Annotated in this window: 21 protein-coding genes and 1 other RNA gene; 12 read left to right on the forward strand and 10 right to left on the reverse strand. The window is 57.9% G+C overall.

All coding sequences use genetic code 11. The features are described from left to right. The first annotated feature begins 6 nt into the window (after positions 1-6). Entirely contained in the window at positions 7-1953 is a 1947-nt protein-coding gene (locus tag G536_RS30005) for an alpha-L-arabinofuranosidase C-terminal domain-containing protein (RefSeq protein WP_022823479.1), read from the forward strand. Positions 1954-2084: 131 nt separating this feature from the next. On the opposite strand, the gene G536_RS0110130 is transcribed toward G536_RS30005, so the two are convergent. Further along, the gene (locus G536_RS0110130) at positions 2085-2858 is read right to left on the reverse strand and encodes a DUF1573 domain-containing protein (protein WP_022823480.1); all 774 of its coding nucleotides are present in this window, start codon (positions 2856-2858) and stop codon (positions 2085-2087) included. 245 nt (positions 2859-3103) lie between these two features. On the opposite strand from G536_RS0110130, the gene G536_RS0110135 reads away from it, so the two are divergent. Continuing rightward, positions 3104-5524: an alpha-ketoacid dehydrogenase subunit alpha/beta gene (locus G536_RS0110135; RefSeq protein ID WP_022823481.1), complete on the forward strand. Its 2421-nt coding sequence runs from the start codon at positions 3104-3106 to the stop codon at positions 5522-5524. Positions 5525-5604: 80 nt separating this feature from the next. Here the strand turns inward: G536_RS0110135 and G536_RS0110140 are convergent, their stop codons facing one another. Continuing rightward, the gene (locus G536_RS0110140; RefSeq protein WP_157530537.1) at positions 5605-6180 is read right to left on the reverse strand and encodes a hypothetical protein; all 576 of its coding nucleotides are present in this window, start codon (positions 6178-6180) and stop codon (positions 5605-5607) included. Between the two features lie 115 nt (positions 6181-6295). Between G536_RS0110140 and G536_RS0110145 the strand changes: the two genes are divergently transcribed. Then, a complete protein-coding gene (locus tag G536_RS0110145; protein ID WP_022823483.1) occupies positions 6296-7297 on the forward strand; it encodes a long-chain-fatty-acid--protein ligase in 1002 nt (333 codons plus the stop codon). A gap of 23 nt (positions 7298-7320) precedes the next feature. On the opposite strand, the gene G536_RS0110150 is transcribed toward G536_RS0110145, so the two are convergent. Together G536_RS0110150 and G536_RS0110155 are read right to left on the reverse strand one after the other, a co-directional pair. After that, positions 7321-7821, reverse strand: a complete 501-nt coding sequence (locus tag G536_RS0110150) for a DUF421 domain-containing protein (RefSeq protein ID WP_022823484.1) — start codon at positions 7819-7821, stop codon at positions 7321-7323. Between the two features lie 113 nt (positions 7822-7934). Continuing rightward, positions 7935-9092 carry a sigma-54-dependent transcriptional regulator gene (locus tag G536_RS0110155; RefSeq protein ID WP_022823485.1) on the reverse strand — a complete coding sequence of 386 codons (1158 nt, stop codon included), beginning with the start codon at positions 9090-9092 and terminating at the stop codon, positions 7935-7937. A 235-nt stretch (positions 9093-9327) separates the two neighbouring features. On the opposite strand from G536_RS0110155, the gene G536_RS0110160 reads away from it, so the two are divergent. Then, positions 9328-10614: a PQQ-dependent sugar dehydrogenase gene (locus G536_RS0110160; protein WP_022823486.1), complete on the forward strand. Its 1287-nt coding sequence runs from the start codon at positions 9328-9330 to the stop codon at positions 10612-10614. A gap of 8 nt (positions 10615-10622) precedes the next feature. Further along, positions 10623-11060, forward strand: a complete 438-nt coding sequence (locus tag G536_RS0110165) for a c-type cytochrome (protein WP_022823487.1) — start codon at positions 10623-10625, stop codon at positions 11058-11060. 170 nt (positions 11061-11230) lie between these two features. Here the strand turns inward: G536_RS0110165 and rnpB are convergent. The 5 genes from rnpB to aroQ form a co-directional block, all read right to left on the reverse strand. Next, an RNA gene (rnpB, locus tag G536_RS30590) (RNase P RNA component class A) lies at positions 11231-11624 on the reverse strand. Positions 11625-11642: 18 nt separating this feature from the next. Next, a complete protein-coding gene (rnhA, locus tag G536_RS0110170; protein WP_022823488.1) occupies positions 11643-12110 on the reverse strand; it encodes a ribonuclease HI in 468 nt (155 codons plus the stop codon). A gap of 135 nt (positions 12111-12245) precedes the next feature. Then, the gene (locus G536_RS0110175; protein ID WP_022823489.1) at positions 12246-12806 is read right to left on the reverse strand and encodes a MarC family protein; all 561 of its coding nucleotides are present in this window, start codon (positions 12804-12806) and stop codon (positions 12246-12248) included. A 115-nt stretch (positions 12807-12921) separates the two neighbouring features. Beyond that, positions 12922-13986: an aminotransferase class V-fold PLP-dependent enzyme gene (locus G536_RS0110180; protein ID WP_022823490.1), complete on the reverse strand. Its 1065-nt coding sequence runs from the start codon at positions 13984-13986 to the stop codon at positions 12922-12924. A 155-nt stretch (positions 13987-14141) separates the two neighbouring features. Next, positions 14142-14588, reverse strand: a complete 447-nt coding sequence (aroQ, locus tag G536_RS0110185) for a type II 3-dehydroquinate dehydratase (protein ID WP_022823491.1) — start codon at positions 14586-14588, stop codon at positions 14142-14144. A gap of 73 nt (positions 14589-14661) precedes the next feature. Between aroQ and G536_RS0110190 the strand changes: the two genes are divergently transcribed. Together G536_RS0110190 and xerD are read left to right on the forward strand one after the other, a co-directional pair. Next, entirely contained in the window at positions 14662-15282 is a 621-nt protein-coding gene (locus tag G536_RS0110190; protein WP_157530539.1) for a Riean_0653 family protein, read from the forward strand. 63 nt (positions 15283-15345) lie between these two features. Then, positions 15346-16248 carry a site-specific tyrosine recombinase XerD gene (gene xerD, locus G536_RS0110195; protein ID WP_022823493.1) on the forward strand — a complete coding sequence of 301 codons (903 nt, stop codon included), beginning with the start codon at positions 15346-15348 and terminating at the stop codon, positions 16246-16248. A gap of 27 nt (positions 16249-16275) precedes the next feature. On the opposite strand, the gene G536_RS0110200 is transcribed toward xerD, so the two are convergent. Next, positions 16276-16743 (reverse strand): hypothetical protein, encoded by a 468-nt coding sequence (locus G536_RS0110200; protein WP_157530541.1) that lies wholly within the window; start codon positions 16741-16743, stop codon positions 16276-16278. Positions 16744-16864: 121 nt separating this feature from the next. Between G536_RS0110200 and G536_RS0110205 the strand changes: the two genes are divergently transcribed. The 5 genes from G536_RS0110205 (at position 16865) to G536_RS0110225 (ending at position 25147) form a co-directional block, all read left to right on the forward strand. Then, a complete protein-coding gene (locus G536_RS0110205) occupies positions 16865-18568 on the forward strand; it encodes a DUF6044 family protein (RefSeq protein ID WP_022823495.1) in 1704 nt (567 codons plus the stop codon). Between the two features lie 145 nt (positions 18569-18713). After that, positions 18714-21677, forward strand: a complete 2964-nt coding sequence (locus tag G536_RS31790) for an FtsK/SpoIIIE family DNA translocase (RefSeq protein ID WP_022823496.1) — start codon at positions 18714-18716, stop codon at positions 21675-21677. A gap of 120 nt (positions 21678-21797) precedes the next feature. Further along, on the forward strand, positions 21798-22442 hold the full coding sequence (gene lolA1, locus G536_RS0110215; RefSeq protein ID WP_022823497.1) for an outer membrane lipoprotein periplasmic chaperone LolA1: 645 nt from the start codon (positions 21798-21800) through the stop codon (positions 22440-22442). 147 nt (positions 22443-22589) lie between these two features. Then, on the forward strand, positions 22590-23888 hold the full coding sequence (locus tag G536_RS0110220) for a DUF2851 family protein (protein WP_022823498.1): 1299 nt from the start codon (positions 22590-22592) through the stop codon (positions 23886-23888). Further along, positions 23885-25147: a hypothetical protein gene (locus G536_RS0110225; protein WP_022823499.1), complete on the forward strand. Its 1263-nt coding sequence runs from the start codon at positions 23885-23887 to the stop codon at positions 25145-25147. The genes G536_RS0110220 and G536_RS0110225 overlap by 4 nt, the downstream gene beginning before the upstream one ends. Positions 25148-25233 lie beyond the last annotated feature (86 nt).

Genomic DNA, 25233 nt, shown 5'->3' on the forward strand with positions numbered 1-25233 from the left:
GTAGCTATGAACCTGTTAAAAATAGGTACAGCAGCATTGGTGCTGCTTGCCGGCCTGCCCGCTGCGGCCCAGAAGGTTGCCGCTAGCAAGCCCATCAGCCCCGATTTATTTGGCATCTTCATCGAGGACATCAACTACACCGCCGACGGTGGCCTCTATGCCGAACTGGTGCAGAACCGCTCCTTCGAGTACAGCCCCAGTGACCAGGGCGGTTGGCACCCGCTTACCAGTTGGGACTACCTGCACGAGGGATACGCCATGGGTAGCTTGTCGGTGGAAAGCGCCGCGCCGCTGCACGCCAACAACCCGCACTACGTGCAACTGCGGGTGGAGAATCCGTTTCAGAAAGGCCTGGGCATTAAGAATTCCGGCTTCGATGGCATTGCGCTGAAAGCCGGCGAGAAGTACGATTTCTCGATGTGGGCGCGGGTGAAAGCAGGAGCTGTGCCGCTACTAGTGCAACTGCGCGATGCGAAAGGCACGATACTGGCCGAAACTACGCTGTCGGCGAAAGCAGGGGAGTGGCAGCAGTACCGCGCCATGCTCGCGCCCAACGCCAGTGTTCCCGATGCTAGCCTGGTAGTGCTGGTCACCGGCAAGGGCGTGGTGGACCTGGACATGATTTCGTTGTTTCCGCAGAAGACGTTTCGTAACCACCCCAATGGTCTGCGCGCCGACCTGACCCAGGCGCTAGCTGACCTCAAGCCCCGCTTCGTGCGCTTTCCCGGTGGCTGCCTAGCCCACGGCGACGGCCTCGACAATCTGTATGATTGGAAGAAAACTATTGGGCCGGTAGAGCAGCGTGTGGCTCAGCGCAACATCTGGGGCTACCATCAAACGGCCGGATTGGGCTACTTCGAATATTTTCAGCTGTGCGAAGACCTGGGGGCCCGAGCGCTGCCAGTGGTGGCCGCCGGCGTGAGTTGCCAGAATTCGGGCGGGTCGTGGCGCATTGGGGGCACCGGCCAGCAGTGCGTGCCGCTGGCCGATATGGCTGCCTACACCCAAGATGTGCTAGACCTGATTGAGTACGCTAATGGCCCGGTTACTTCCACCTGGGGCGCAAAGCGGGCCGCGGCCGGCCACCCAGCCCCGTTCAACCTCCACTACATCGGCATCGGCAACGAGGACAAGCAGACCCTCGAGTTTCGGGAGCGGTTCAAGCTCATTTATGACGCCGTACAAGCCAAATACCCCGCTATTGAAGTAATTGGTACGGTAGGGCCGTCTCCAAAAGGCGACGATTTCGAGCAGGGTTGGGCGTTTGCCAACCAGCTGAACGTGCCGTTGGTTGACGAGCACTACTACGAAAACCCAGAGTGGTTTCTGGCCAACAACCGCCGCTACGACAGTTACGACCGAAGCAAATCCAAGGTGTATCTGGGCGAGTACGCTTCGCGGGGCAACACGCTGTTCAATGCCTTGGCCGAGGCCGCGTACATGACCTCTTTGGAGCGCAACGGCGACGTGGTGCGGCTAGCCTCTTACGCCCCGCTGTTAGCCAAGGAAAACCACACCCAGTGGAACCCCGACCTCATTTACTTCAACAACAGCACGGTAGTGCCCACCGCCAACTACTACGTGCAAGCTTTATTCGGCCAGAACGCCGGCACCGAATACTGCGCCAACGTGGTAAGCCTGCCTACAACTGTAGCTGCCGATACCGTGGCCGCTTCCTGTGTGCGGGATGCCCAAAGCGGCGACATCATTGTGAAGCTAGTGAATGCGGGAGGTAGCGCCCAGCCGTTTACGGTGGACTTGTCGCGCTTCAAGGGGATGAATTCAGTTGCTACCCTCACCACCTTCGCTGGCCCAAAAGCCGCTCAAAATACCTTCGCCACCCCACAGGCAGTCCTGCCCCAAACCAAGGCCTATAAAGCAGGCCGTAACTTCACCTACACTGCGGCCCCTTACTCCCTAACGGTGATTCGGGTGCGGGGTAAGCGCGGGTGAGTGGGGTACTAGCAGGTTGTAATCCGGTAACGCATACAGTATTCCTTTAAACACAAAGCGGCCGCGCAAGATGTTCTTGCGCGGCCGCTTTTATTATGTGGTATCAGCAGCAGGCAGCTACTTTATATGTCTTACTTGAAGGGCACCGTGGCGCTGCTTTCCTTCACCATGCTGCTACCGTTCAGGTCGCGCACGATGTTGGCTTTCAGTGTAATCTTCACGTCGCCGTTCAGGTCGTTGGAGCTGAGCGTGGCCACGTCCGACATCTGGCCGGTCTGGCGCTGGGCGTACAGCAACTCCACCACGGCACTCTGGCCGGACTTGATAACTGGCGGCACCGACTTGTAGCCCACGCAGTTGCAAGCCGAAGTAATCATGCCGAGCTCCAGGGGCTGCTTGCCGGGGTTCTTTACTGTGAACTTAGCCACCGGCTGCTGCCCCGATTCAATCTTACCGAAGTCGTGGGCGGTGCGGTCCAGCACCATGCGTGGCGACTGCGCCAGTTGGGCGGGCGTCATGCTGGCTTTGGCCTGCTCCTTGTTCACCACGTCGCCCTTGATGCTGAGCACCACGCTCGGTACGCTGGCGTTGCTGGTAACGGTTACGGTTTTGTTGAACACACCCGGCCGGCCGGCGCTGCTGTACATGGCCTTCACGATACCCGATTTGCCGGGCATTACTGGCGTTTTGGTCCAGTCGGGAGTGGTGCAGCCGCAGCTGGCTTGCACGTTGGCAATAACCACGGGCTGGTTGCCAGTGTTCTTGAACTTGAACTCATGCGTGGCCATGGTGCCTTCGGGCACGCTGCCAAAGTCGTGCATGTCTTTCTCGAAGGTGATAACCCCCTGGGCGCGGGCGCCGAGGCAAACCAGTACGGCCAGGAAAAGTGAGGCAAAGTGTTTCATAGAGGGTATGAGTTGTTGTCACTTATGAGTTGCCGGTCGCTATGCATGAGTTGTTTGTTTCCCCTTCCAAGAAGGAATCTGGCAACTGGTAACTCATAACTGGCAACCAACCTCCCAAAGATAAACAAAAACACCCCTCGTTGGGTCTCAACGAAACCTCCCGGCCAAATCCGTACTTTTGTGGCTCCTACTTCCGCAACCGGCCTTCCAGCCGGCTGCAGTATCTACATCCGCCCCATCCCTTTATGCCCACTACCGAAGCTACCGACCTGCTGGCCATCACGGCCACTCTCAGTAAAGACGAACTTCTGCGCGACTACCGCCTCGGGTGGGAAAGCCGGTACGCCTCGCTGGCGGGCCGTAAGGAGGTATTTATGGGCAAAGCCAAGTTCGGCATCTTCGGCGACGGCAAGGAATTGCCCCAGCTGGCCATGGCCCGCGCCTTCCGGGCCGGCGACTGGCGCGCGGGCTACTACCGCGACCAGACGTTTATGCTGGCCATCGGTGAGCTGACCTTGCAGCAGTATTTCGCCCAGCTCTACGCCCACACCGACGCGGAAGCCGAGCCTGCCACGGCCGGCCGGGCCATGAACGGCCACTTCGCCACCCGTATTCTGGATGAAGACGGCAACTTCAAGAACTTGGCAACCAGCAAGAACTCGTCGGCCGATATTTCGCCTACGGCCGGCCAGATGCCCCGCCTGGTGGGATTGGCCTATGCTTCCAAGCTGTTCCGCCAGAACTCTGAGTTGCACCAGTACGAGCAGTTTTCGGTGAATGGCAACGAGGTGGCATTTGGTACCATCGGCAACGCCAGCACCTCCGAAGGCATGTTCTTCGAGGCCCTGAATGCCGCCGGTGTCCTCCAGATTCCGATGCTGATGAGCGTCTGGGACGACCACTACGGTATTTCAGTACCCGCTGAGTACCAGACCACCAAGCAGAGCATATCAGCCATTCTGATGGGCTTGCAGCGCGACGGGGAAGGTGAGCCGGGCTTCGAGATTTTCGTGGTGAAAGGCTGGGACTACACCACCCTAGTGGACACTTACCAGCGTGCTGCCGAGCTGTGTCGCACCCAGCACGTACCCGTACTCATTCACGTAACCGAAGTAACCCAGCCCCAAGGCCATAGCACCAGCGGCTCACACGAGCGGTACAAGTCCAAAGACCGGCTGGTGTGGGAGCAGGAGCACGACTGCCTGCTGAAAATGAAGGAGTGGCTACTTACTGAAGGCCACGCCACCGAAGACGAGCTAACCCATATTGAAAATGAGTCGCGCGAGGCGGTGAAAGTAGCCCGCACAGCCGCTTGGGCCGCTTTCTTCAACCCTATTAAAGAGGAGCGCGACGAAGTGGTAGCGCTCCTCAACCAACTGGTAGCGGAAAGCGGCACTGAAAACGAGCTACACGAACTGGTGGCGCACCTCGCCCAAAACCAAACCCCCATCCGGGCCGATTTGGTGCGTACAGTGCGCCGGGTGTTGCGCCAGGTGCGGGGTAAGCGCAGTGTCGCCCGCCGCGAACTGCTCAATTGGCTCGACCAATCTTTGGCCGAAAACGCTGACCGCTACAACTCTTACCTGTTCAGCCAAAGCGAAGAAGCCATTGGCAACATTGAGGTAGTGCCTGCCAAGTTTGCCGCCGATACCGCCCAGGTAGATGGCCGGGAGGTGCTACAAGCCTGCTTCGACGCCAACTTCCAGCGCGACCCGCGCATTTTCGCCATCGGCGAAGACGTAGGCCGCATCGGCGACGTGAACCAGGCTTTTGCAGGCTTGCAGGACAAATTCGGCGAGCTACGCGTGACGGATACCGGCATTCGGGAGTGCACCATTGTAGGGCAGGGCATAGGGGCGGCCTTGCGCGGCCTGCGCCCGATAACTGAAATTCAGTACCTCGACTACCTGCTCTACGCCATCCAGATCCTGAGCGACGACCTGGCTAACCTGCAATACCGTACCAAAGGCGGGCAGAAAGCGCCGCTCATCGTGCGCACCCGGGGGCACCGTCTTGAAGGCATCTGGCACTCCGGCTCACCCATCCAGATGATATTAGGTGCCATCCGAGGCATTCATTTGTGCGTGCCGCGCAACATGACCCAAGCCGCCGGATTCTACAATACGCTGCTACGTTCCGATGAGCCCGCTATTGTAATTGAGCCCCTGAACGGCTACCGCCTCAAAGAGCGGATTCCAAGCAACGTGGGCGAGTTTACCTTGCCGCTGGGCGTGCCCGAAACCCTACGCGAAGGCACCGACCTGACCATCGTCACCTACGGCTCGATGTGCCGCATTGTGCTGGACGCCGCCACCCAACTGGCGGAGGTCGGCATTTCGGTGGAAGTGCTGGACGTGCAAACCCTGCTGCCCTTCGACCTGGAGCACGTTATTGTGGACAGCATCCAGAAAACTAGCCGCGTGCTCTTCGCCGACGAAGATGTGCCCGGCGGCGCTACTGCCTTCATGATGCAGCAAGTCCTTGATGACCAGGATGCCTACCGCTACCTCGACTCGGCTCCGCGCTGCTTGGCGGCCCATGCCCACCGCCCACCCTACGGCTCCGACGGCGACTATTTCTCGAAGCCCAACGCCGAAGATGTGTTCGATACGGTGTATGAGATGATGCGCGAAGCCGACCCAAAACAATTCCCGGCTATTTATTAGGCTTTCGTATTAAAATAAACGCTCCCCCGGCGTTGCGTGAAGCGTGCCGGGGGAGCGTTTTGTTTTGGCAATCAGCAAGGCTAACGTACCACTGTAAAGCTGTTGGTTGTTACTGTATTGCTGGTATTGAGGGCGCGGTCTTTGATGGTGATTTCGAAACGTACTTCCTCACCCGGTACAAAAACGTCGCCCAGACCAAATGTCTGGCCGAAGTACAGCTCTCCTTTCAGTGGAGCTTTCTTGTCCGCATTAGGCTCTAAGTGGGGAAACTGCCCGTAATACTGAGTGGGGTCTAGCGGACTACCATTGATCAACGTAGTACGCTGCACAAACTGATTGTTTCTGTCTTTGACGAATATCTTAAAGAAGTAATTCCAGTGGTTCAGGTTGATAGTGTTATCACTATTCAACCGGTTGTAAGGCGGATTGCTGTATTCCTCACTATTGAGGCCTAAATCACCATCACCGTCTTTGAACTCAATGGTGACTGTAATGCTGTCAATGGGCTGCAAACCAGGAGCGGAGGGCAGGCGCTGTACTTGCAGCGACTTAAACTCGATGCTGGGAGTATCGGGAAAGTCGGGTGGGTTGATGCAGGAGGCAGCTACCATGCCGCTAAACGCGAAAAGCAACCCAAAACGAAGTGTACGCAACATGTCCATAAAGAAGAATCAGACCAGTGAAGCCACCGTGGCGGCAGGCAAAAGGTACAGTTTCTCAACGAAGTTGTACCGCAATTGTTATATGTTTTGCTAACCCAGTTCCCTGGCAATGAGTTTCCGTGAAGACCACATAAGGCAGCTACCACACCTGAATACCGCCGAGGTACCCGCTGCCGCCCTGCGCCTGTTCCAGCATCAGGCGGTACACTGTCCACCCTATAGAGCCTACCTAGCGGCATTAGGTTGTACGCCCGCCGCCGTTCAGCAGCTTACCGACATCCCGTTTCTGCCCATCGAGTTTTTCAAAACTCAGGATGTGCGTACCGAACCCGAAGTGTGGGAGCCGCAGGAACTGTTCCTGAGTAGCGGCACCACGTTGCAGCAACGCAGCCAGCACCAAGTCCGCGAACCGCAGCTATACCGGCAGAATGCGGCCCGCATCTTCGAGCAGTATTATGGGGCACTAACCAGCTGGACGTTTTTGGCGCTACTGCCCTCGTATCTGGAGCAGGGGCACTCGTCGTTGGTGGCTATGGTCGATTACTTCGCCAAACAGTCGGGCCAGACGCAGCCCGCGTTTTTCCTGCACGACCACGCCGCGCTGTTGCAGGCCTTGCGCGAGGCGAAGCAGGATGCCAGCCGGCGCGTGATGCTGTTTGGGGTGAGCTATGCTCTGCTGGACTTGGCTGCCGAAGTGGGGGCCGCGCCCGAGCTGCAAAACCTAACGGTGCTGGAAACCGGCGGCATGAAAGGCCGACGCCGCGAAATGATTCGGGAAGAGCTGCACCACGAGCTACGACAGGCCTTTGGCCCGGCTGGCATCCACTCCGAGTATGGCATGACCGAACTGCTCAGCCAAGCCTACAGCCTCGGCGACGGCCGCTTCCATGCCCCGCCCCAGTTGCGCGTATTGCTCCGGGACCCCGCCGACCCGTTTTCCGTCAGCGAGTCTCGCCCCGACGGTGCCCTCAACGTCATCGACCTAGCCAATGTGGATTCTTGTGCCTTCATCGAAACCAAGGACCTAGCCCGCATGTACCCTGATGGCTCATTTGAGGTGCTAGGCCGCCTCGACAACTCCGATGTGCGCGGCTGTAACCAGATGGTGTGATGCCGAGCACGGAATGGCAACTGCTACTTTTTCTTTATCACACTGATGGAGCCGTCGTGTTCCAGTCGCACCGTTTTCGTTTCGGCTAGATCGTCCACATTGGCAGTGCTTCGGACGTCGGCTCGCATGTCATCTTCGCTGATGTTGGCACTCCGTAATTCCTTCTGGTTGATCTGTCCTCCCTCGACCAGCACCGATGCTTCGCCCTTCACCAAACGGTGCAGCCACGGAAACGCAAACACGGCGTAGGCCAGCGCCCGGTGCACGGCTACTAGCGTAATAGCGGCGGCCAAGGTGCCCGGAAACGAGGCGTCGCCGGTGATAGTGCGGCTCAGGATGGCCCCCATCATGAACTTCACAATCATGTCGAGGGAGTTGTTGCTGGCAAACGTGCGCCGACCCGATAAGCGCAGCAGCACCAGCGCCAGCACAAATACCACCAACGTGCGGGCACACATTTGCCCCGGCGTCATGGTTTTTGCGGTTGCCTCCAACCCGAACAACTCACTAAAGAACATTTCCATAATCACCTGAAAATCGTGGGAGTTAAATAGCCGTGCGGGCCGAAAGCAGCTGCTACAGCTACTTTCGGCCCGCACGTTTCCTTTCTACAACAAACAGCTAATGGCTGCTGAGGTTATTTCCCCGCAAATGCTTTGGCGTCGGCTTCCGAGATGGTGTCGTCGCTCATGATAACGAGGCGCTCTACCACGTTGCGCAACTCCCGGATGTTGCCGCGCCAGTCGAGGCCCTTTAGGTAAGTGAGGGCATCGGCGTCAATTTTCTTGGGCTTGTTGCCGTAGTCGTTGGCAATGTCCTTGAGGAACTTCTCAATAAGCTCTGGAATGTCGTCGCGCCGGTCGTTGAGGGCGGGCACCTGAATCAGGATAACCGAGAGGCGGTGGTACAGGTCTTCGCGGAAGTTACGGTCGGCTATTTCCTGGAGCAGGTTTTTGTTGGTGGCGGCTAGCACCCGTACGTTCACCGAAATTTCCTTTTCGCCGCCGACGCGGGTGATTTTGCTTTCCTGCAACGCCCGCAGCACTTTGGCTTGGGCCGAAAGGCTCATGTCGCCGATTTCGTCGAGGAACAGTGTGCCGCCATCAGCCTGCTCGAACTTGCCGATGCGCTGCTTCACGGCCGACGTAAACGAGCCTTTTTCGTGGCCGAACAACTCGCTTTCAATCAGTTCGGAGGGAATAGCGGCGCAGTTCACTTCCACCATCGGGCCGTTGGCGCGGTTGCTTAACTCGTGCAACTGGCGGGCTACCATTTCCTTGCCAGCGCCGTTAGGGCCGGTAATTAGTACGCGGGCATCAGTGGGGGCAACTTTCTCAATGGCTTTGCGCACCGCGCCCAGCGCCTCCGACGAGCCCACCATTTCCGAGCTTTTGGCGACTTTCTTCTTCAGCGTTTTGGTTTCAGCTACCAGCTTGGTGCGGTCCAGGGCGTTGCGGACGGTTACCAGCAGGCGGTTCAGGTCTGGTGGCTTCTGGAGGAAATCGTAGGCGCCTTTTTTAGTGGCATCCACGGCCATTTCCACGTTGCCGTGGGCTGATACCATGATGAAGGCCGCATCAGGCGCCACAATGCGGGCGCGCTCCAGTACCTCAATGCCATCCATCTTGGGCATCTTGATGTCGCAGAGCACCACGTCGTACTTGTCGCGGATCAGCATGTCGAGGCCAGTCGGGCCGTCTTCGGCCTGGTCTACCTGGTAGCTTTCATATTCCAGAATCTCCTTCAGCGTATTGCGGATGGCCTTTTCGTCGTCGATGATAAGAATGCGGGGCATACCAATTTCAGAAAAACAGATGGGTGCGAAGAGCAGCGAAGGTAGCGAAAAGCCGTTCTTGGGAAATAGTGAAGCGTACGAAACGCCTATAGCTTCCGTTTTCGGTGGTATCTCTGGAGCGAGTGCCGACAACTTCCTTCCTCGGAATGCAGTTAAGCAACTCAAACCGGAAACCAGCCTCTTTGTAAGACTGACAGGTTACCTTTCTTCCGACAACTGAATCCAAATCCTACCTATGAAAAACAACCTACTCCGCTTGCTGCTGGTGCCCACGGCCCTGGTCGGCAGCCTGTCGCTCTACGCCCTCACTAGCAAGGTAGGGCCGCCCGCCCCCGATGCCGACAACGCTGGTCTAAAGCTGCCAGCCGGTTTTGGGGCGCTGAAAGTGGTGGAAACGGGTGCCCGCACCCGTCACGTAGTCGTGACGCCCCAGGGCGTTATCTACGCAAAGCTGAACCGGCCTGATAAGTCGGGCAAGGGTATTCTGATGATTCGCCCCGGCGCTGACGGCAAAACGCAGACAACCACTGGTTTCGGTAGCTACGGCGGCACCGGCCTCTACGCCAAAGACGGCTACCTGTACGCCTCTTCCGACGAAGAAGTGTTCCGCTACAAGCTCGATGCCAAGGGCGAAGTGACCAACCCAGAGAAGCCCGAAAAAATCATCACTGGCCTGATAAACCGCCGCCAGCACGAAAGCAAATCGGTGGTGCTCGACAACAGCGGCAACATCTACGTGAACGTGGGGGCCTACTCCAACTCGTGCCAGGTGAAAGACCGGCAGAAAGGCTCGCTCGGCCAGCCCAATTGCCCGATTTTGGATTCCGCTGGTGGTATCTGGCAGTTCCGCGCCGACAAGCTCAACCAGACCTACGGCGACGGTACCCGCTATGCCACCGGCCTGCGCAACGTGGTGGGCCTCGACTGGAACCAGCAGGCCAACCAGCTCTTCGTGATGCAGCACGGCCGCGACCAGCTCCACGACATCTTCCCCGAACTCTACGATACCAAGCAGTCGGCGCAGGTGCCAGCTGAATGCTTGTACGCCCTCAAAAAAGGCGACAACGCCGGCTGGCCCTACATGTACTATGATGGCCAGCAGCACAAGAAAATGATGGCCCCGGAGTACGGTGGCGATGGCAAAAAGGAAGCCACCGGCAACTTCATCGAGCCGGCCGCGGCTTTCCCGGCCCACATGGCCCCGAACGCGCTGCTGTTTTACACCGGCACTATGTTCCCGGAGCGGTACCGCAACGGCGCGTTCATTGCCTTCCACGGTTCCTGGAACCGCGCTCCTGAGCCGCAAGCAGGCTACTACGTGGTATTCCAACCCTTCAAGAATGGCAAACCCAGCGGCGAATCGGAGGTATTTGCCGATAACTTCGCTGGCTCACCAGAGAAGGCCGCCACCGGCCGCGCCGACCACAAGCCCTGCGGCTTGGCCCAGGGTCCGGATGGCTCGCTCTACGTTTCCGACGACAAAGCGGGCACCGTTTACCGTATCGTATACGCCAAAAAATAAGCGTTTTAATGAAGAAGCTACTAGTTGCTCTTGCCGGCCTGCTGCTCTGTGGTGCGTCTGCTTCGGCCCAAAAGAAACCAGCCCCTAAGGCCAAAGCAGCTGCTCCGGCTGCCGCCCTTATTGCGCAAGGCAAAACCGTGTACACTGAAACTTGCCTGAGCTGCCACCAAGCCGATGGGGGCGGAGTGGACGGCCTGAATCCGCCGCTCATCAAAACCAGCTACGTACTTGGCGACAAAACGCGCATCGTGAAAGTGGTACTCAACGGTTTGCAGGGCGTTGACATTGACGGCGAGGAATACAACAACGCCATGCCATCTTACGACTTCCTGACCGATCAACAAATAGCCGCTGTGCTAACCTATGTGCGCAACAGCTTCGGTAACAAAGCCACCTCAATTAGCGCTGCAGAAGTGAAAGCCATTCGTGCCGCTAATAAGAAGTAACAGGTTAATAAAGAACGTCATGCTGAGCTTGCCGAAGCATCTCTACCGCTTCGTCGTAACGGTTCAGGCGAAGCGGTAGAGATGCTTCGGCAAGCTCAGCATGACGGCCTGACAAGCCGCATCATAGCAAAAAAGGTGGCCGCAACGTGTGTTGCGGCCACCTTTTTGTTGGGGGTGACAAGTCTGTAAGCCGGGTTTTGTCCGCTACCCCGAAAGGCGGCGTCTCCACCATTTATCTAGGCCAGTCCTCGCGGAAAGGCTCCATCAACCTACCCACGGACGCCGGACGAGCCGCCCGGTGCCAGCCCGAAGACTAGCATGCCCGCTTATTTGGTCTTTCAACCCCTGAGGTTTACCCAGCCGGAACAGTTGCCCGCCCGCTGGTGCGCTCTTACCGCACCTTTTCACCCTTACCGGCTGCCCGAAGGCAACGTAGGCGGTAGTTTTCTGTGGCACTGGCTGTCTGCACCTTGCGGCACATCCTTCCCGTTAGGAAGCAGGGTGCTCTGCGTTGCCCGGACTTTCCTCGTCGCCTTGCGGCGCCGCGGTGGAGCGACTTGTCACGCGGGCAAAGGTAGTGGATTATGCCCGTCGGGCCTCAATTAGCTCGTAACCTTCGTCGATGAGCAAGCGGGTGCCGGTGGCGCTGCGCACGGCGAGCTGGTCGCACCGCTCGTTTTCGGGGTGGCCGTTGTGGCCGCGCACCCATTTGAACGACACTTTGCGCTGGGCATATACTTTCAGGAAGCGGCGCCAAAGGTCTTCGTTGGCTTTCTTGCCGAAATCGGCTTTTTTCTCCCAGCCGAACACCCACTTCTTTTCCACTGAATCTACCACATACTTTGAGTCCGTCACGACGGTAATGGGCAACTCGGGGCGGTTGATGGCTTCCAGGCCGACAATGATGGCCAGCAACTCCATACGGTTGTTGGTGGTCAGGCGGAAGCCTTCAGTTAGCTCTTTTTCATGCTGCCCGAAGCGCAGAATGGCGCCGTAGCCGCCAGGGCCAGGGTTACCGCGCGAGGAGCCGTCGGTGAAGAGGTAAATCAAGAGAGATAGGTATGAGGAAGTGAAAAGAACGTCATGCAGAGCGCAGCGCAGCATCTCGCGTGCTGACGTTGCAGACGGTGACCCAATGACGCCCCGCGAGATGCTGCGCTGCGCTCTGCATGACGGGCTAGAGAATCAGAAATTCGATTTAAAGAGCTTAATGGCAATAGCCAGCAGAATCACGCCGAACACGCGACGCAGAATGTCTTCGCCGGCTTTGCCCAGCTTGCGCTCAATCCAGGCGCTGCTTTTGAGCACGCCGTACACGAATACCAGGTTTAACGCTATGCCCACCAATACGTTAGGGAGTGAATAGGCGGCGCGCAACGAGAGCAGCGTGGTCATGGTGCCGGCCCCCACAATGATGGGAAACGCCAGCGGCACGATAGAACCCGTAGTGGCCAACGGATTGTGCCGGAACAGTTCGATACCCAGAATCATCTCCATGCCAATGAGGAAGATGATAATAGCACCGGCCAGCGCGAACGACTGATAATCAACGCCAAACAAGCTCAGAATGCTCTGCCCCAAAAACAGAAATACCACCATGAGCACGCCGGCTACCAGCGTGGCCTTCTCGGACTGAATCCGGCCTTCCCGCTGCCGAATCTGGATGATGATGGGGATGGAACCCAGCACATCAATCACGGCGAACAACGTGAGCGTGACGGAGAATATTTCCTTGAGACTGAACATACAGTGAGATAGTGAGGTGGTGAAATGGTGAGTTTGACGTTCGGCTTGCGTCATTTGTGTAAGTGGCGCAGTTCAAACATCAAACTCACCATTTCACCATCTCACCATTTCGCCTTTACGCGAATTCCTTGGCGAAGAATTGGACCAGCTGCTCGAAGGCTTCGTCGGGAATGGCGGGGAAATTGGCAATGCGTAGGCTGCCGGCTTTCCAGTTGCCGTAGCCGTTGCCGAGCTGTAGGCCCTGCGCCAAGGCGCTACGCTTCACCTCGTCGATGAGGGCGGGGGCGGCTTGCAGGCCGATTACGGTGGTCGAGCGGGTTTCCGGGTTGGTGATGAGCGGCGTGAGCTGGGTGGCCTGCTCGAAGTAGTCGTAGAGCTTGGTAGCGCGCTCTACTAGGTGCTGGTGCACTGTTTTGATGGGCTCCCGGTCTTGCAACACGCGGCTCAGAAGATAGATGCCAAGCACGTTGGGGGTGTGCGTGGTCTGGAAGTTGAGCATTTTCTCGTATTGCGCCGTGAGCGAGTTGTAGTGGCTCCGCTCGTTGATCTGGCGGAACCGGTCCACGGCCCGCGGCGAGAGAATCATCAACGACAAGCCGGCCGGCAACCCAAAGCACTTCTGCACCGAGGCGTACCAGATATCGGCCTTGATATACTTCATCTGGATGCCCGCCAACGACGACGTGGCATCCACAGCCAGCAGCGAATTGCCGATGCGGTTGTACAAGTTCAGGATGAAACTGTCGCGCAGCTGGGTGGCGTTGCTGGTTTCGTTTTGGGTGATGCACACCAAGTCGATTTCCGGGTCGGGGAGGGGCAAGGTGGCTACGTCGGGCACCTCGTTGGGACCGAACGGGAGGCCGATGGTAGCAGGCCGCAGGGCCTTGGCGTACTCGTACCACTTCTCGCCAAACGCGCCGCTATACAGGTGTAGGCTCTTGTTGGGCGTCAGGCTCTGAGTGAGAACTTCCCAGCACTCGGTGGCCGAATTCATAAAGAACACGGTGTAGTCCTGTGGAACGTTGAGCTTGTTTTTCAGCTCGGTTATGGTCTGGCGCATGAGCCCCGTGAACCGTTCGCCCCGGTGCGGAGCCGACAGCCAGCCCTCGTCAAACGCATCTTGCAGATACTGGCGTACCTGTGGGTACACCTGCGACGGGCCAGGATTGAATGTATACATGAGTTGGAAAGGCTAGAGGAAACGGAAGCGTAAAGGTAGGGGAGGTGAAATTGTGAAGTGTGAAATTGTGAAGTGGTTGTTACAACGCTGCCACTTGCACGGATTGTGCAAACCCATCAACTCCTCATTTCACCACTTCACACTTTCACGCTTATCTATACCTTAAACCCCAGGCGCTTAGGCCGGAGGCTGTCGAAATACTGCACGGCCAGCCGGTAGCTTTCCAGCTTGAAGCCCGTGATGCTGCCCACGCAATGCTTGCCGATGAAGCTTTTCTGGCGGAAATCTTCGCGGGCGTGCAGGTTGCTGAGGTGCACCTCCACCACTGGGGCGTTGATGGCCGCTATTGCATCCCCAAGGGCTACGCTGGTATGGGTGTAACCGCCGGCATTGAGCACGATGCCGTGGTACGTGTAGCCCACTTCGTGCAGCTTATCGAGCAGTTCGCCTTCGTGGTTGCTTTGGAAATACTCGATGGTGAGGTGGGGGAAAGCGGCACGCAGCTCCGGCAAATAATCGTCGAAGGAGCGGGTGCCGTAGATGCCCGGCTCGCGCCGACCCAGCAGGTTGAGGTTGGGGCCGTTGAGGATAAGAAGCTGCATGTTCAGGACTTAGGGAATGAGTAAGTAAATGGCAGGCGGATAGGCTACAGGAAAACAAGTAGCTTGCAACACTATGAAAACATTAGCGCATTGCCGCCGCCGGATGGAGAGTTTGCTCCTGGCGTGCTTATTAGTAGTGGGTAGTACTGCCTGCGATAAAGCAGAAGATAGCGCCAAGGAGAAAATGCCCGATGCCACACAGGAGGGTAAAGGCACATTCGGCTGCCTGGTGGACGGCAAGCTCTGGCTGCCTTATAACCCCAATTCAGCCAGCATGTTGCCGGCCGACTACACGCTTAAAACCTATACTTTTCCAGTGGGAGCGTCTGGGTTGACAGTGGATATCCAAAACCACGGAGCCAACGGCGACAATGCGGGAATTGGCCGTATGAGCCTTTCCTTACGCTCGGCCAGTGCCATTGCGCCGGGCGTGTATACACTGAGCCAAGGCTTTAGCGCTTCCGCCAACAACAACAACAGCACTACAGCATCGGGGGGGCTTGAACTATACGACACAGTGAACGGCACCGGCGCCGTGACTATCACTAAGGTTGAGCCTCGCACAAAAACCGTAAACGGAATCACCACCCGCAGCACCATTGTGGCAGGAACGTTTCAGTTCACGGCCCGTAGTCCAAGCGGCAAAACCATCACCGTTACGGACGGACGCTTCGATTTGTCGCCCTCTCAGTAAGCGGTGAAGGAAAGCGCGCAGCTGGCTGGGACCGGTTGGGAGCTGTACTTACCTTTGGGCTCTATGTCTACTTGGTCAATCACGCTACGTCAGTTCGAGGGGTACTTGCAGCTGGAAAAGTCGCTCTCGGCTAATTCGGTGGAGGCCTACGTGCGCGACGTGGGCAAGCTGCGGTATTTCCTGGAAATCCGGCACCTACCCAACAACCCCAAGGAGGTGACTACGGTGCTGCTGCGCGAGTTTCTGGACTGGCTGGGCGAGCTGGGCATGACGGCTACCTCGCAAGCCCGCACGTTGTCAGGTATCAAGGCGTTTTTCAGCTTCATGATTATGGAGGACCTGCTCACCTTGGACCCCACCGACACGCTGGAAGCCCCCAAAACCGGCCGCAAACTCCCCGATACGCTCAGCTACCAAGACATTGTGCAGTTGCTCGAAGCCGTGGACCTAAGTACCGCCGAAGGTACCCGTAACCGCGCCATTCTAGAAGTGCTCTACAGCTCGGGGTTGCGGGTGAGTGAGCTAACTGAGCTGCGCCTTTCCAATGTATATGTGGACCAAGGCTTCGTGCGCGTAACTGGCAAAGGCAACAAGGAGCGCCTCGTGCCCATCGGGCGTGACGCACTGAAACATATGGGTTTGTACCTGCAAGGCATCCGCTGCCACCTTGATATCAAGCCCGGCAATGAGGACTTTGTATTCCTGAACCGGCGCGGGGCCAAACTCTCGCGCATCATGATTTTCAACATCATCAAAGACGCCGCGAAAACGGCGGGGGTGCGCAAAACGATCAGTCCGCATACCTTCCGCCACTCCTTCGCCACCCACCTCATCGAGGGCGGCGCCGACTTACGCGCGGTGCAGGAAATGTTGGGCCACGAGAGCATCACTACAACCGAAATCTATACCCACCTCGACCGAGACTACCTGCGCCAGGTCATCACCGCCTTCCACCCGCGCAGCTGAAAAGCAGTTGTTGCTGGCTTAGCGCACTTACGTAAGTCCAACGGGCTTATCGGTGGGAGGTGCTTTAGGAGTGGGTTTTTCGGTGGCAGCCCCGTGGCAGCCTCGCAACCAGTCTTCTGCTTCATCCACCGATTCGAAGAGTTGCAGTTCGGTGCCGGCGCTACGGGTCCAGGTGGTGTCCAGGTCGCCGACGTTGGCGTCGCCGCCGGGCTGCATAACGTGCGCAACGCAGGCGGGCGGGGGGGTATTGGTGCTGTCCCAGGCGTAACGCAGCCACGTCAGGGAGTCAAACCACGGGTTTAGCACCTGGCTGTTGTCGTTGAGAAACAGGGTGGCTGCCGGAGCACTCAGGGTGTTCAACGACGACACGATGCTTTGCAGGGCGTGTTGTGGGTTGATGAAGCCACGCCATGTAGCGCGTACCCAATGGTTGCAAGGGTCATAATCAACGTGGCAGTACGGCTGCCCGGCTGAAGTCAAAGACAGTTGTGGCATGGAGCAATGCAGAGGAAGGAGGAGAGGTCCTAATTAAGCATTGCAATAGGTGTGAGTGGTAGGAGCGCAGTGGTACTTTTGCAACAAATCTAATCATTTCACTGTGCTATCATCCAGGATTTTGAAAATTCCTCGGCTTTCGCCCTTGCTGTTGGCACTAGTGGGTTTATTGCTGTTTCTACTGCCATACGTGGTTTTGCGGCAGCACAGTTACATCACGATTGATGATAATCTGGACGCCGAATTTTCCATTCCGTATCTGCTTGTCCAGCAAGACATAGTATTCGACTATCAAGCCACCACCACACTGCCGGCCATCATGAACGGGCTGCCGCGCAATGCCGTTCGCTCCGGCCTGAGCGTGACGATGCTGCTGTTTGAGGTGCTGCCGCCTTGGGCGGTGTACCTAGTACAGCAGACGCTGGTTCGGCTGCTAGGGCTGCTGGGCATGTACGCGCTGCTACGGCAAATAGGACTGCGCCAGCCACAGCAACAGGCTTTGGCGGCGGCGCTAGCGCTGGGCTGGGCGTTGTTGCCCATCTATTCCATGTATGGCCTATCGTTGCTGGGGCAGGCGGGGTTGTTGCTGGCCTTTCTAGCAGTGCGGCGCGGTGTGGCGCGGTGGTGGCACTGGGTTATTATTGCCGGGTTTCCGCTGTGGAGCACATTTGTGTTTGTGGGTCCGTTTGTGCTCACGGCGCTGGGCTTGCTAACGCTCTGCGACTGGCGAACCACCAGCCGCCTGAACTGGCGCTTGGTAGTAGGGCTGGGTTTGCTGTTGGTTATGTACGTGGTGGTCGAGTGGCCCTTGTTCTACTCGCTGCTGTTCAAGCAGTTCGTGCCGCACCGGCTGGAGTTCGACATGCGGCGCCTGACTCCTATGGGGCTAGTGGCCGGGCTGCGTAGCTCCGCGCAGTTCTTTTTGTTTGGGCAATACCACGCCAGCCGTTTTCTGCGGTTGGCGGCGCTGCTGGCCGTAGGAGTGGCGGTGGTGCTTGCTCCAACTGAGCGGCGGCCGGTGCTGGGCCGGCGGTTAGCGGTATTGCTGCTGGCCTTGGGCGGGCTAGCACTGTTTAGTGGCTTCTATCCGCAGCTGGTAGCGGCGGCGCAAACGCGCTTGCCTGCTGTTGGGGTGTTCAACTTTGGGCGGTTTCACTACCTCACGCCGCTGCTGTGGTTTGCGGTACTGGCGTTGGCACTGCGCGAAGTGTCGGGCCGCTGGCAGGTGGGGCTGGTGGGGTTGCAGCTGCTGGTTGGGCTGGGGATGAACCCAGAGTGGCTTAATAACCTGCGCGAGCTAGCCGGCTACCCCAAACCCAACGAGCCGACGTACGCCGAATATGTGAGTGAACCGTTGTTCCAAGCCGTGCAACAGGCCGTGCAGCGCCAAACCGGCCTGCAACCCGCGCAGTACCGGGTGGTGTGTCTGGGGTTTCCGCCGGCCGTGGCTCAACTCAACAACTTCTACACCCTGGACTCCTACCAGAACAACTACCCGCTGCCGTATAAGTACCAGTTCCGGCCGCTCATTGCCGGAGAGCTGGCCAAAAGCCCCACCCTGCAAACGTACTTCGATGCCTGGGGCAACCGATGCTACGCGTTTTCTGCCGAGTTGGGCAAGGATTTTCGGGTGGGTGCGTTTCAACGCCGCGTAGTGCAGGATTTCACGTTCGATACCCCTAACTTCCGCAAGTTAGGCGGGCGCTATGTGCTGTCAGCGGCTCATCTGGCCCAACCGGGCCGTACCGGATTGCGTTTGGTTGGCGTGTTCACGCGGCCCGACGCGTACTGGCAGATTTACTTATATGAAGCGTTGCAACAATGAATTTCTGCAATAATTAAACAAAGAGTTTTCATGCTAATGAGTTGCCGCTAAGTAATGTGCAACCCAAACTCCTTGTTTCACTATTTTAGGGTTTCACCGTTGCGCCGCCGGAAATGCCTAAATTTGGCTCTTTGGTGCGTTTAGAATGGCTAAGAATACTTACAAGCAAGATCAACCCACGCCGGTAAGCCGGGGCAATGAGCCGCGGCCCCCGCGTGCTACGGCAGCCCGGCCCGCGCCGGCCGAACCGGCCGCGCCCCGCGAAAACCGCCGGGCCTCCGAGCCCAAGGCGGCTCCCAAAGCCGCCCGGTCTCCTTTCAAGCTCCCGACTTTCGAGCTGGGTGGCATGTTCGCGTTTGTGCGCGACCGGCGGTTTCAGCTGTTCCTAGGCTTTTTCTTCCTGCTCGGCTCTTTGTACCTGACCATTGCCTTCCTATCGTTCCTTTTCACGGGCCACGCCGACCAAAGCGTGGTGGCTGGCCTGGACCGGACCCCGGTGAAAGAGGCTGGGCAGGAGTCGGGCAACTGGCTGGGGCTAGTGGGCGCTCTGTTAGCACAAGCCTTCATCTACAAGGGCTTTGGTGTGGCTGCGTTTGCCCTCATTCCCATTGTGTTTTTCCTGGGCTACAAGATTGTGTTCCGGCGGGCCGGCGTGTCGGTGAGCTACGTGCTGGCGCTGTGCATCTTCATCATGGGCTGGCTGAGTGTGCTGCTAGGCTACGTAGTTCACTCCATGCAGGCTCCCGACGCCGACCCCGCCCTGAGCCACCGCCTCGACTTTCTGAGCGGCGGTATCGGCTACGAAGCGGCCCTCTGGCTCGATAGTCTGATTGGCTGGGGCACTGTGCTGCTGCTGGCCTTCCTGCTGATTTCCTTCGTGGTGTTCTTCTTCAACGTTACTACCCTCAATCTGCCCCGTTTCGGGACGGACCAGGAAGAAGCTGATGAAGCTGCTCCGGCACCTCACAGTCAGTTCGGTCAGCCTAATGTCCGGGGCAATTACGCGGCGCCGGCTGCTTTGGAAGAAGAGGAAAAGGACTTCGGCATGACAGTTCGCTCGTTGCGGCCAACCTCCGCAGCTGCTCCTACTACATCACCCGTTGCTGCCCAAGATTACGAGGACGAGGAGGATGCTGATGCCCCAGTGGTTATGTCGGGCTCGGTGGCTTCGCCGGCCACTGTTGTGCCGCTAGGTACTGGCGCTGGTATGGCAGCCGGTGCGGCCGTAGCAAGTGCCGCGCTGCCGCTCACCGTAGCACCGGCCGCGGCAGTTGTTAGCGCTGCCGGTGCAGCGGCCACGGTGGTAGCCGCCGGAGCTGCTGCGCCAAGCAAAGGCCCCAGCTTTTCTATCGAGTCGGCCGTTGATCCCGAGCCGGTGGCCGTGCTGCCCAGCCGGGTGCCCACGCCGCTTTCCCTGGCCGACTTAGCCGACAACGACGCGCCGCTGCCAGTTGCGAAAAACGAGAAACCAGCAACGAGCAACGAAACTCCAGCCCTGCAAATCACGAAGCCCAACGAGTTGGACCCCGCCGCTGGTGCCGATATGGCTGTTATTGCCGACGAAGATGAGGACGCCGACGCCATGCCGGCCGTCAACTACGACCCCACGCTGGACCTTTCGCGCTACCAGTATCCCACGCTGGAGCTGCTCAACGACTACGGCCAGGCCAAAGCCCAGGTATCCAAGGAAGAGCTGGAAGCCAACAAGGACCGGATTGTCGAAACGCTCGGCCACTACGGCATCAACATTGCCAGCATCAAAGCCACCATCGGCCCCACCGTCACGCTCTACGAAATCGTGCCTGATGCCGGGGTACGCATCTCGAAAATCAAGAGCCTGGAAGATGATATTGCCCTGAGTCTCGCGGCGTTGGGTATCCGGATCATCGCCCCAATTCCCGGCAAAGGCACCATCGGTATCGAGGTGCCGAACACCAAGAAGGAAATGGTGAGCATCCGGTCGGTATTTGCCACTGAGAAATTCGCCAACACCGAAATGGATTTGCCGATTGCCTTCGGCCGCACCATCACCAACGAAGTGTTTGTAGTGGATTTGGCGAAGATGCCGCACTTGCTGATGGCGGGGGCCACCGGCCAAGGTAAATCGGTGGGCCTAAACGTAATCTTGGCCTCGTTGCTCTACAAGCGCCATCCGGCCCAACTGAAATTCGTGCTAGTTGACCCCAAAAAGGTGGAACTCAGTATCTTCAATAAGATTGAGCGCCACTTCTTGGCCAAGCTGCCCGACACCGAGGAAGCCATCATCACCGATACCAAGAAGGTGGTGAACACGCTCAACTCGCTGTGCATGGAAATGGACCGGCGCTATGATTTGCTAAAGGACGCCGGCTGCCGTAACCTCAAGGAGTACAACCGCAAGTTCATCGAGCGGCGCTTGAACCCCAAAAAAGGTCACCGCTACCTGCCGTTTATCGTGCTGGTAATCGACGAGTTGGCCGACTTGATGATGACGGCGGGCAAGGAAGTGGAAACCCCGATTGCACGCCTCGCACAGCTCGCCCGTGCCATCGGTATTCACTTGATTGTGGCCACCCAGCGGCCCTCGGTGAACGTTATTACCGGTATCATCAAGGCCAACTTCCCGTGCCGGATTTCCTTCAAGGTGACTTCCAAGATTGACTCCCGCACCATCCTCGATGCCGGTGGCGCCGACCAGCTGGTGGGCCAAGGCGACATGCTGATTTCGCAGGGCTCCGATATTATCCGGGTGCAGTGCGCCTTCATCGATACGCCCGAAGTGGACCGCCTCTGCGACTTTGTAGGCGAGCAGCAGGGCTACCCCGATGCCTACATGCTACCCGAAGTAGTAGGAGAATCGGGCGGTGGCAACGGCGACCTGGAGGACATGGACCCCGCCCAACGCGACTCGATGTTTGAGGAAGCGGCCCGCGTGATTGTCACGCATCAGCAGGGCAGTACCTCCCTGTTGCAGCGTCGCCTCAAGCTCGGCTACAACCGCGCCGGCCGCCTCATCGACCAACTAGAGCAAGCAGGCGTAGTGGGGCCGTTTGAGGGCAGCAAGGCCCGAGAGGTTTTAATTCCCGACGAATACAGTTTGGAACAGTTGTTGAATACCCTGCCTAAATAGTACGTAAGGCAAGATTTTCAGTGAAATGAAGCATTATTTCAAACTTCTTTTTGTTGAATCTTAAACAAAGCTTGCCTTCGTACGTCTCTGTACTGACTTCTACTGCATCACCTTTTCGTAATGAAAAAATTTCTCTCCTTGCTTGCCCTTTCCGTGTCGCTCGTGTCGGCCGCTTCGGCGCAGCAGGACCCCAAAGCTGGCAAGATTCTCGACCAGATGAGCGCCAAGTATCAGGCCATGAAAGCATTCAAGGCCTCGTTCACGCAAACCCTGGAAAACGACGCCGCCAAAGTGAAGGAAAACCTGAGCGGCGACATCACCGTGAGCGGCCAGAAGTTCCGGCTGAAAATGAGTGGTCAGGAGGTTATCAACGACGGCAAAACCGTGTGGGCCTACGCCAAATCGGAAAACGAAGTAACCGTTTCCGACAACGAGCCTGACGAGCAAGAAATATCCCCCTCGCAGATTTACACCCTCTACAAAAAGGGGTATAAATACTCGTACGTGCAGGAAGCCAAGGAAAATGGCGAACTGGTTGACGTTATTGAATTGTCGCCGGAAGATCGTACCAACCAGATTTTCAAGGTGCGTATGAAAGTAAGCAAGGCCGATAAGTCGGTGAAAAGCTGGCAGATGTTCAAGAAGAACGGCAACCGCTACACTGTCAAAATCAACAAGTTCACTCCGAACGTACCCGTAGACGCTACCACGTTCAACTTCGATAAAACCAAATACAAAGGCGTCCGGGTCATCGACCTACGCTAAACTATCTGATTTGCCGATTTATCCGGCCCGCTTCCGCCTCGCGCGGAGGCGGGCCGGTTTGGTTTGAGCAGGAAAGAGTTGCATCCTGCGTAGTGACTTCTGAAAGGATGCAGGCAATGCCCTATATTTCCTGTTCATGTATCCGTTATGCAAGAAGATTTCCTTCACTATGTCTGGCAGCACCAATACTTCGACCGGACTGATTTGCGCACCACCGATGGCCAACTGATAACCGTGCTCAAACCCGGCTACCGCAACGCCGATGCCGGTCCCGACTTCCTGACGGCCCGCTTGCAACTCGACGACGTGGAATGGAACGGGGCCGTGGAAATCCACCTGAAAGCCTCCGATTGGCACCGCCACAACCACCAGACTGACCCTAAATATGACCAGGTTGTGCTACACGTAGTGTACGAAGCCGACCAGCCGGTGCAGCGCCTGGATGGTAGCACCGTACCGGCGCTGGCGCTGGCTGCCCGGATTGCACCCCATTTGTTGCAGGCCTACCACCGCTTGTTGGAGCAACCTACCTCCTTGTTGCCGTGTGCACCTCACCTGCCGGAAGTGCCCGAAATCACCCGCACCAGCATGGTAGAACGGGCTTTGCTGGAACGTGTGGAGCAGAAAGCCGCTGTAGTATCCGCTTTGCATCAACGCCTCGGCGACGATTGGGAAGCTACGGCTTATCACACGCTGGCGGCGGGCTTCGGCTTCCAGAAAAATAGTGAGCCATTAGCGCGGCTAGCCAAAGCCCTACCGCTTTCAGTGATTAGGCGCCACCGTCACGATGCTATGCAAGTGGAGGCCTTATTATTTGGGCAGGCGGGCTTCTTGGCGGAAAATGAAGCTACCGCCACTGATGAATACGTGAGCAAGCTGCGGCATGAGTTCGAGTTTCTGCGCCACAAGTACAGCCTGCATGGCACTGGGCTGGCGGTGCATGAGTGGAACTTCTTACGGCTGCGGCCCGCCAATTTCCCGCCGGTGCGGTTGGCGCAGCTGGCGGCCGTGTTGCATGCCCGCCCGGCCCTGTTCGATGCCCTGCTGACGGCCACCGATTTGCCTACGTTGCTGCGGTTTTTCCAGGTGCCCACCTCGGCTTACTGGCGCGAGCATTATAGGCCGGGCGTGGCGGGGAAGGTGCCAGCTCTGGGTAAAAGCAGTATCTATCTGCTGATTACCAACGTGGTAGTGCCGCTGCGCGTTGCTTACGCCCACCACACCGGCCAGCAAGAGCAAGTAGAAAGCGCCGTAGCGTTGCTAAGCATGCTGCCTCCTGAGCACAACCACTTCACCGACGATTACGCCGCCTTGGGGTTTCAGCACCGCAACTCCGCCGACTCGCAGGGTTTGCTGGCCTTGCACCGCGCATATTGTGAGCCGCGCCGCTGCCTGCATTGCGCCGTAGGCAGCCGGATTTTGCAACGTAACCCAGTTGGCTGGTGAAGGTAGCGCTAGCCATTCTGCTCAATGCCGCGCTAGCGGTTCTGTTCTGGCGTTGGTTGCGGGTGCAACTGCGGGTGCCCCGGCTGGGCCGCTGGGTGCTGCCTGCGTTGGGCCTCAAGTTGCTGGCCTGGGTGGCGGCCTGCTGGAAACCCAGCTCCGACGCTATCCACATGCAGCAATTCTCCTCCACCATGACGCGCCAGCTCTGGGAGAGGCCGGGGGCTTGGCTACAGGCTATGTTAGGCAACGAGTTTCATTACAGCAAGAAGCTCTACCTCATTTACCACGGCTATTCCAATACGTTTTTCACCGCCAAAATTCTGTCGGTGCTGAACTTGGCTAGCTACAGCAATAACTGGGGCAACGGTTTATACCTGTCGCTATTCTGCTTTGTGGCGGGCTGGCTGCTAGTCCGGACGGTGGCGCAGGTGTTTCCGCAGACCCCGCCCGGCGCCGCGCTGATTGGGTTTCTGGCCTGGCCGATGGTGGTGTACTGGACGGCGGGTATCACCAAAGAAAGCCTGGTGGTAGCCAGCGCGGCCGGTTTGGTGGCTATGCTGCTGCGGTGGCTTTACGGCAGCAAACCGGTTTCCGTGTTCGGCATAGTGATGGTGTTGCTGCTGGCCGCGCTGCAATTCAAGATGCGCTATTTTTTCGCGGCCCTGCTGTTTGCGGCACTGGGTGGGCTGGTATTAATGCGGCTGCTGGAGCTATTGGGCGTCACGCGGCGCTGGGTGCTGGTGGGCGCGCTGGCAGCTACCATCGGGGCAGGCGCCTGGATTGGGGGGGAGGTATCGTTGGTATTCCGCACCAACCGGATTACGCTACAACTGCTTCGTAACTACAACCAGCTGACCCGTGAATCAGAGGGAAAGCCGCGCATTGTATTTGCCGAGTTTCGGCCGACTACCGAAAGCGCGTTGCGCAACGCCCCGCAGGCGGCCTGGGAAGCTCTGAGTCGCCCGTGGTTCTGGGAAGGCGGAGCACTATATAAAGTGGCGGGCCTCGAAAATCTGGTCCTGCTGGCAGTACTGGCCGTGGCGGTAGTGGCCACGTTGCGCGGCCGGCCCGGCCGATTACCGTTTGCGGTGGTGGTGGCCTTGCTATTCTACTGCGTAGCACTAGCCGTGCTACTGGGGCTGAGCACGCCCAACCTGGGTACCCTCAACCGATACCGGGCGGCGCTGCTTCCGTTTGTGCTGTGGCTGGCCCTGCAAAACGACTACGCGGCCCAGGTGCTTCGGCGGCTAGGGATGTAAGTTGTTTTTCGGGGATGGTTTTTTGAGTTAAGTGAAAGGTCAGCTAAGCGAAAAACCACCCCCGAAAAACGAACCCAAACGTGGCG

The organism is Hymenobacter norwichensis DSM 15439 (genome assembly GCF_000420705.1).
Taxonomy (GTDB): Bacteria; Bacteroidota; Bacteroidia; order Cytophagales; family Hymenobacteraceae; genus Hymenobacter; species Hymenobacter norwichensis.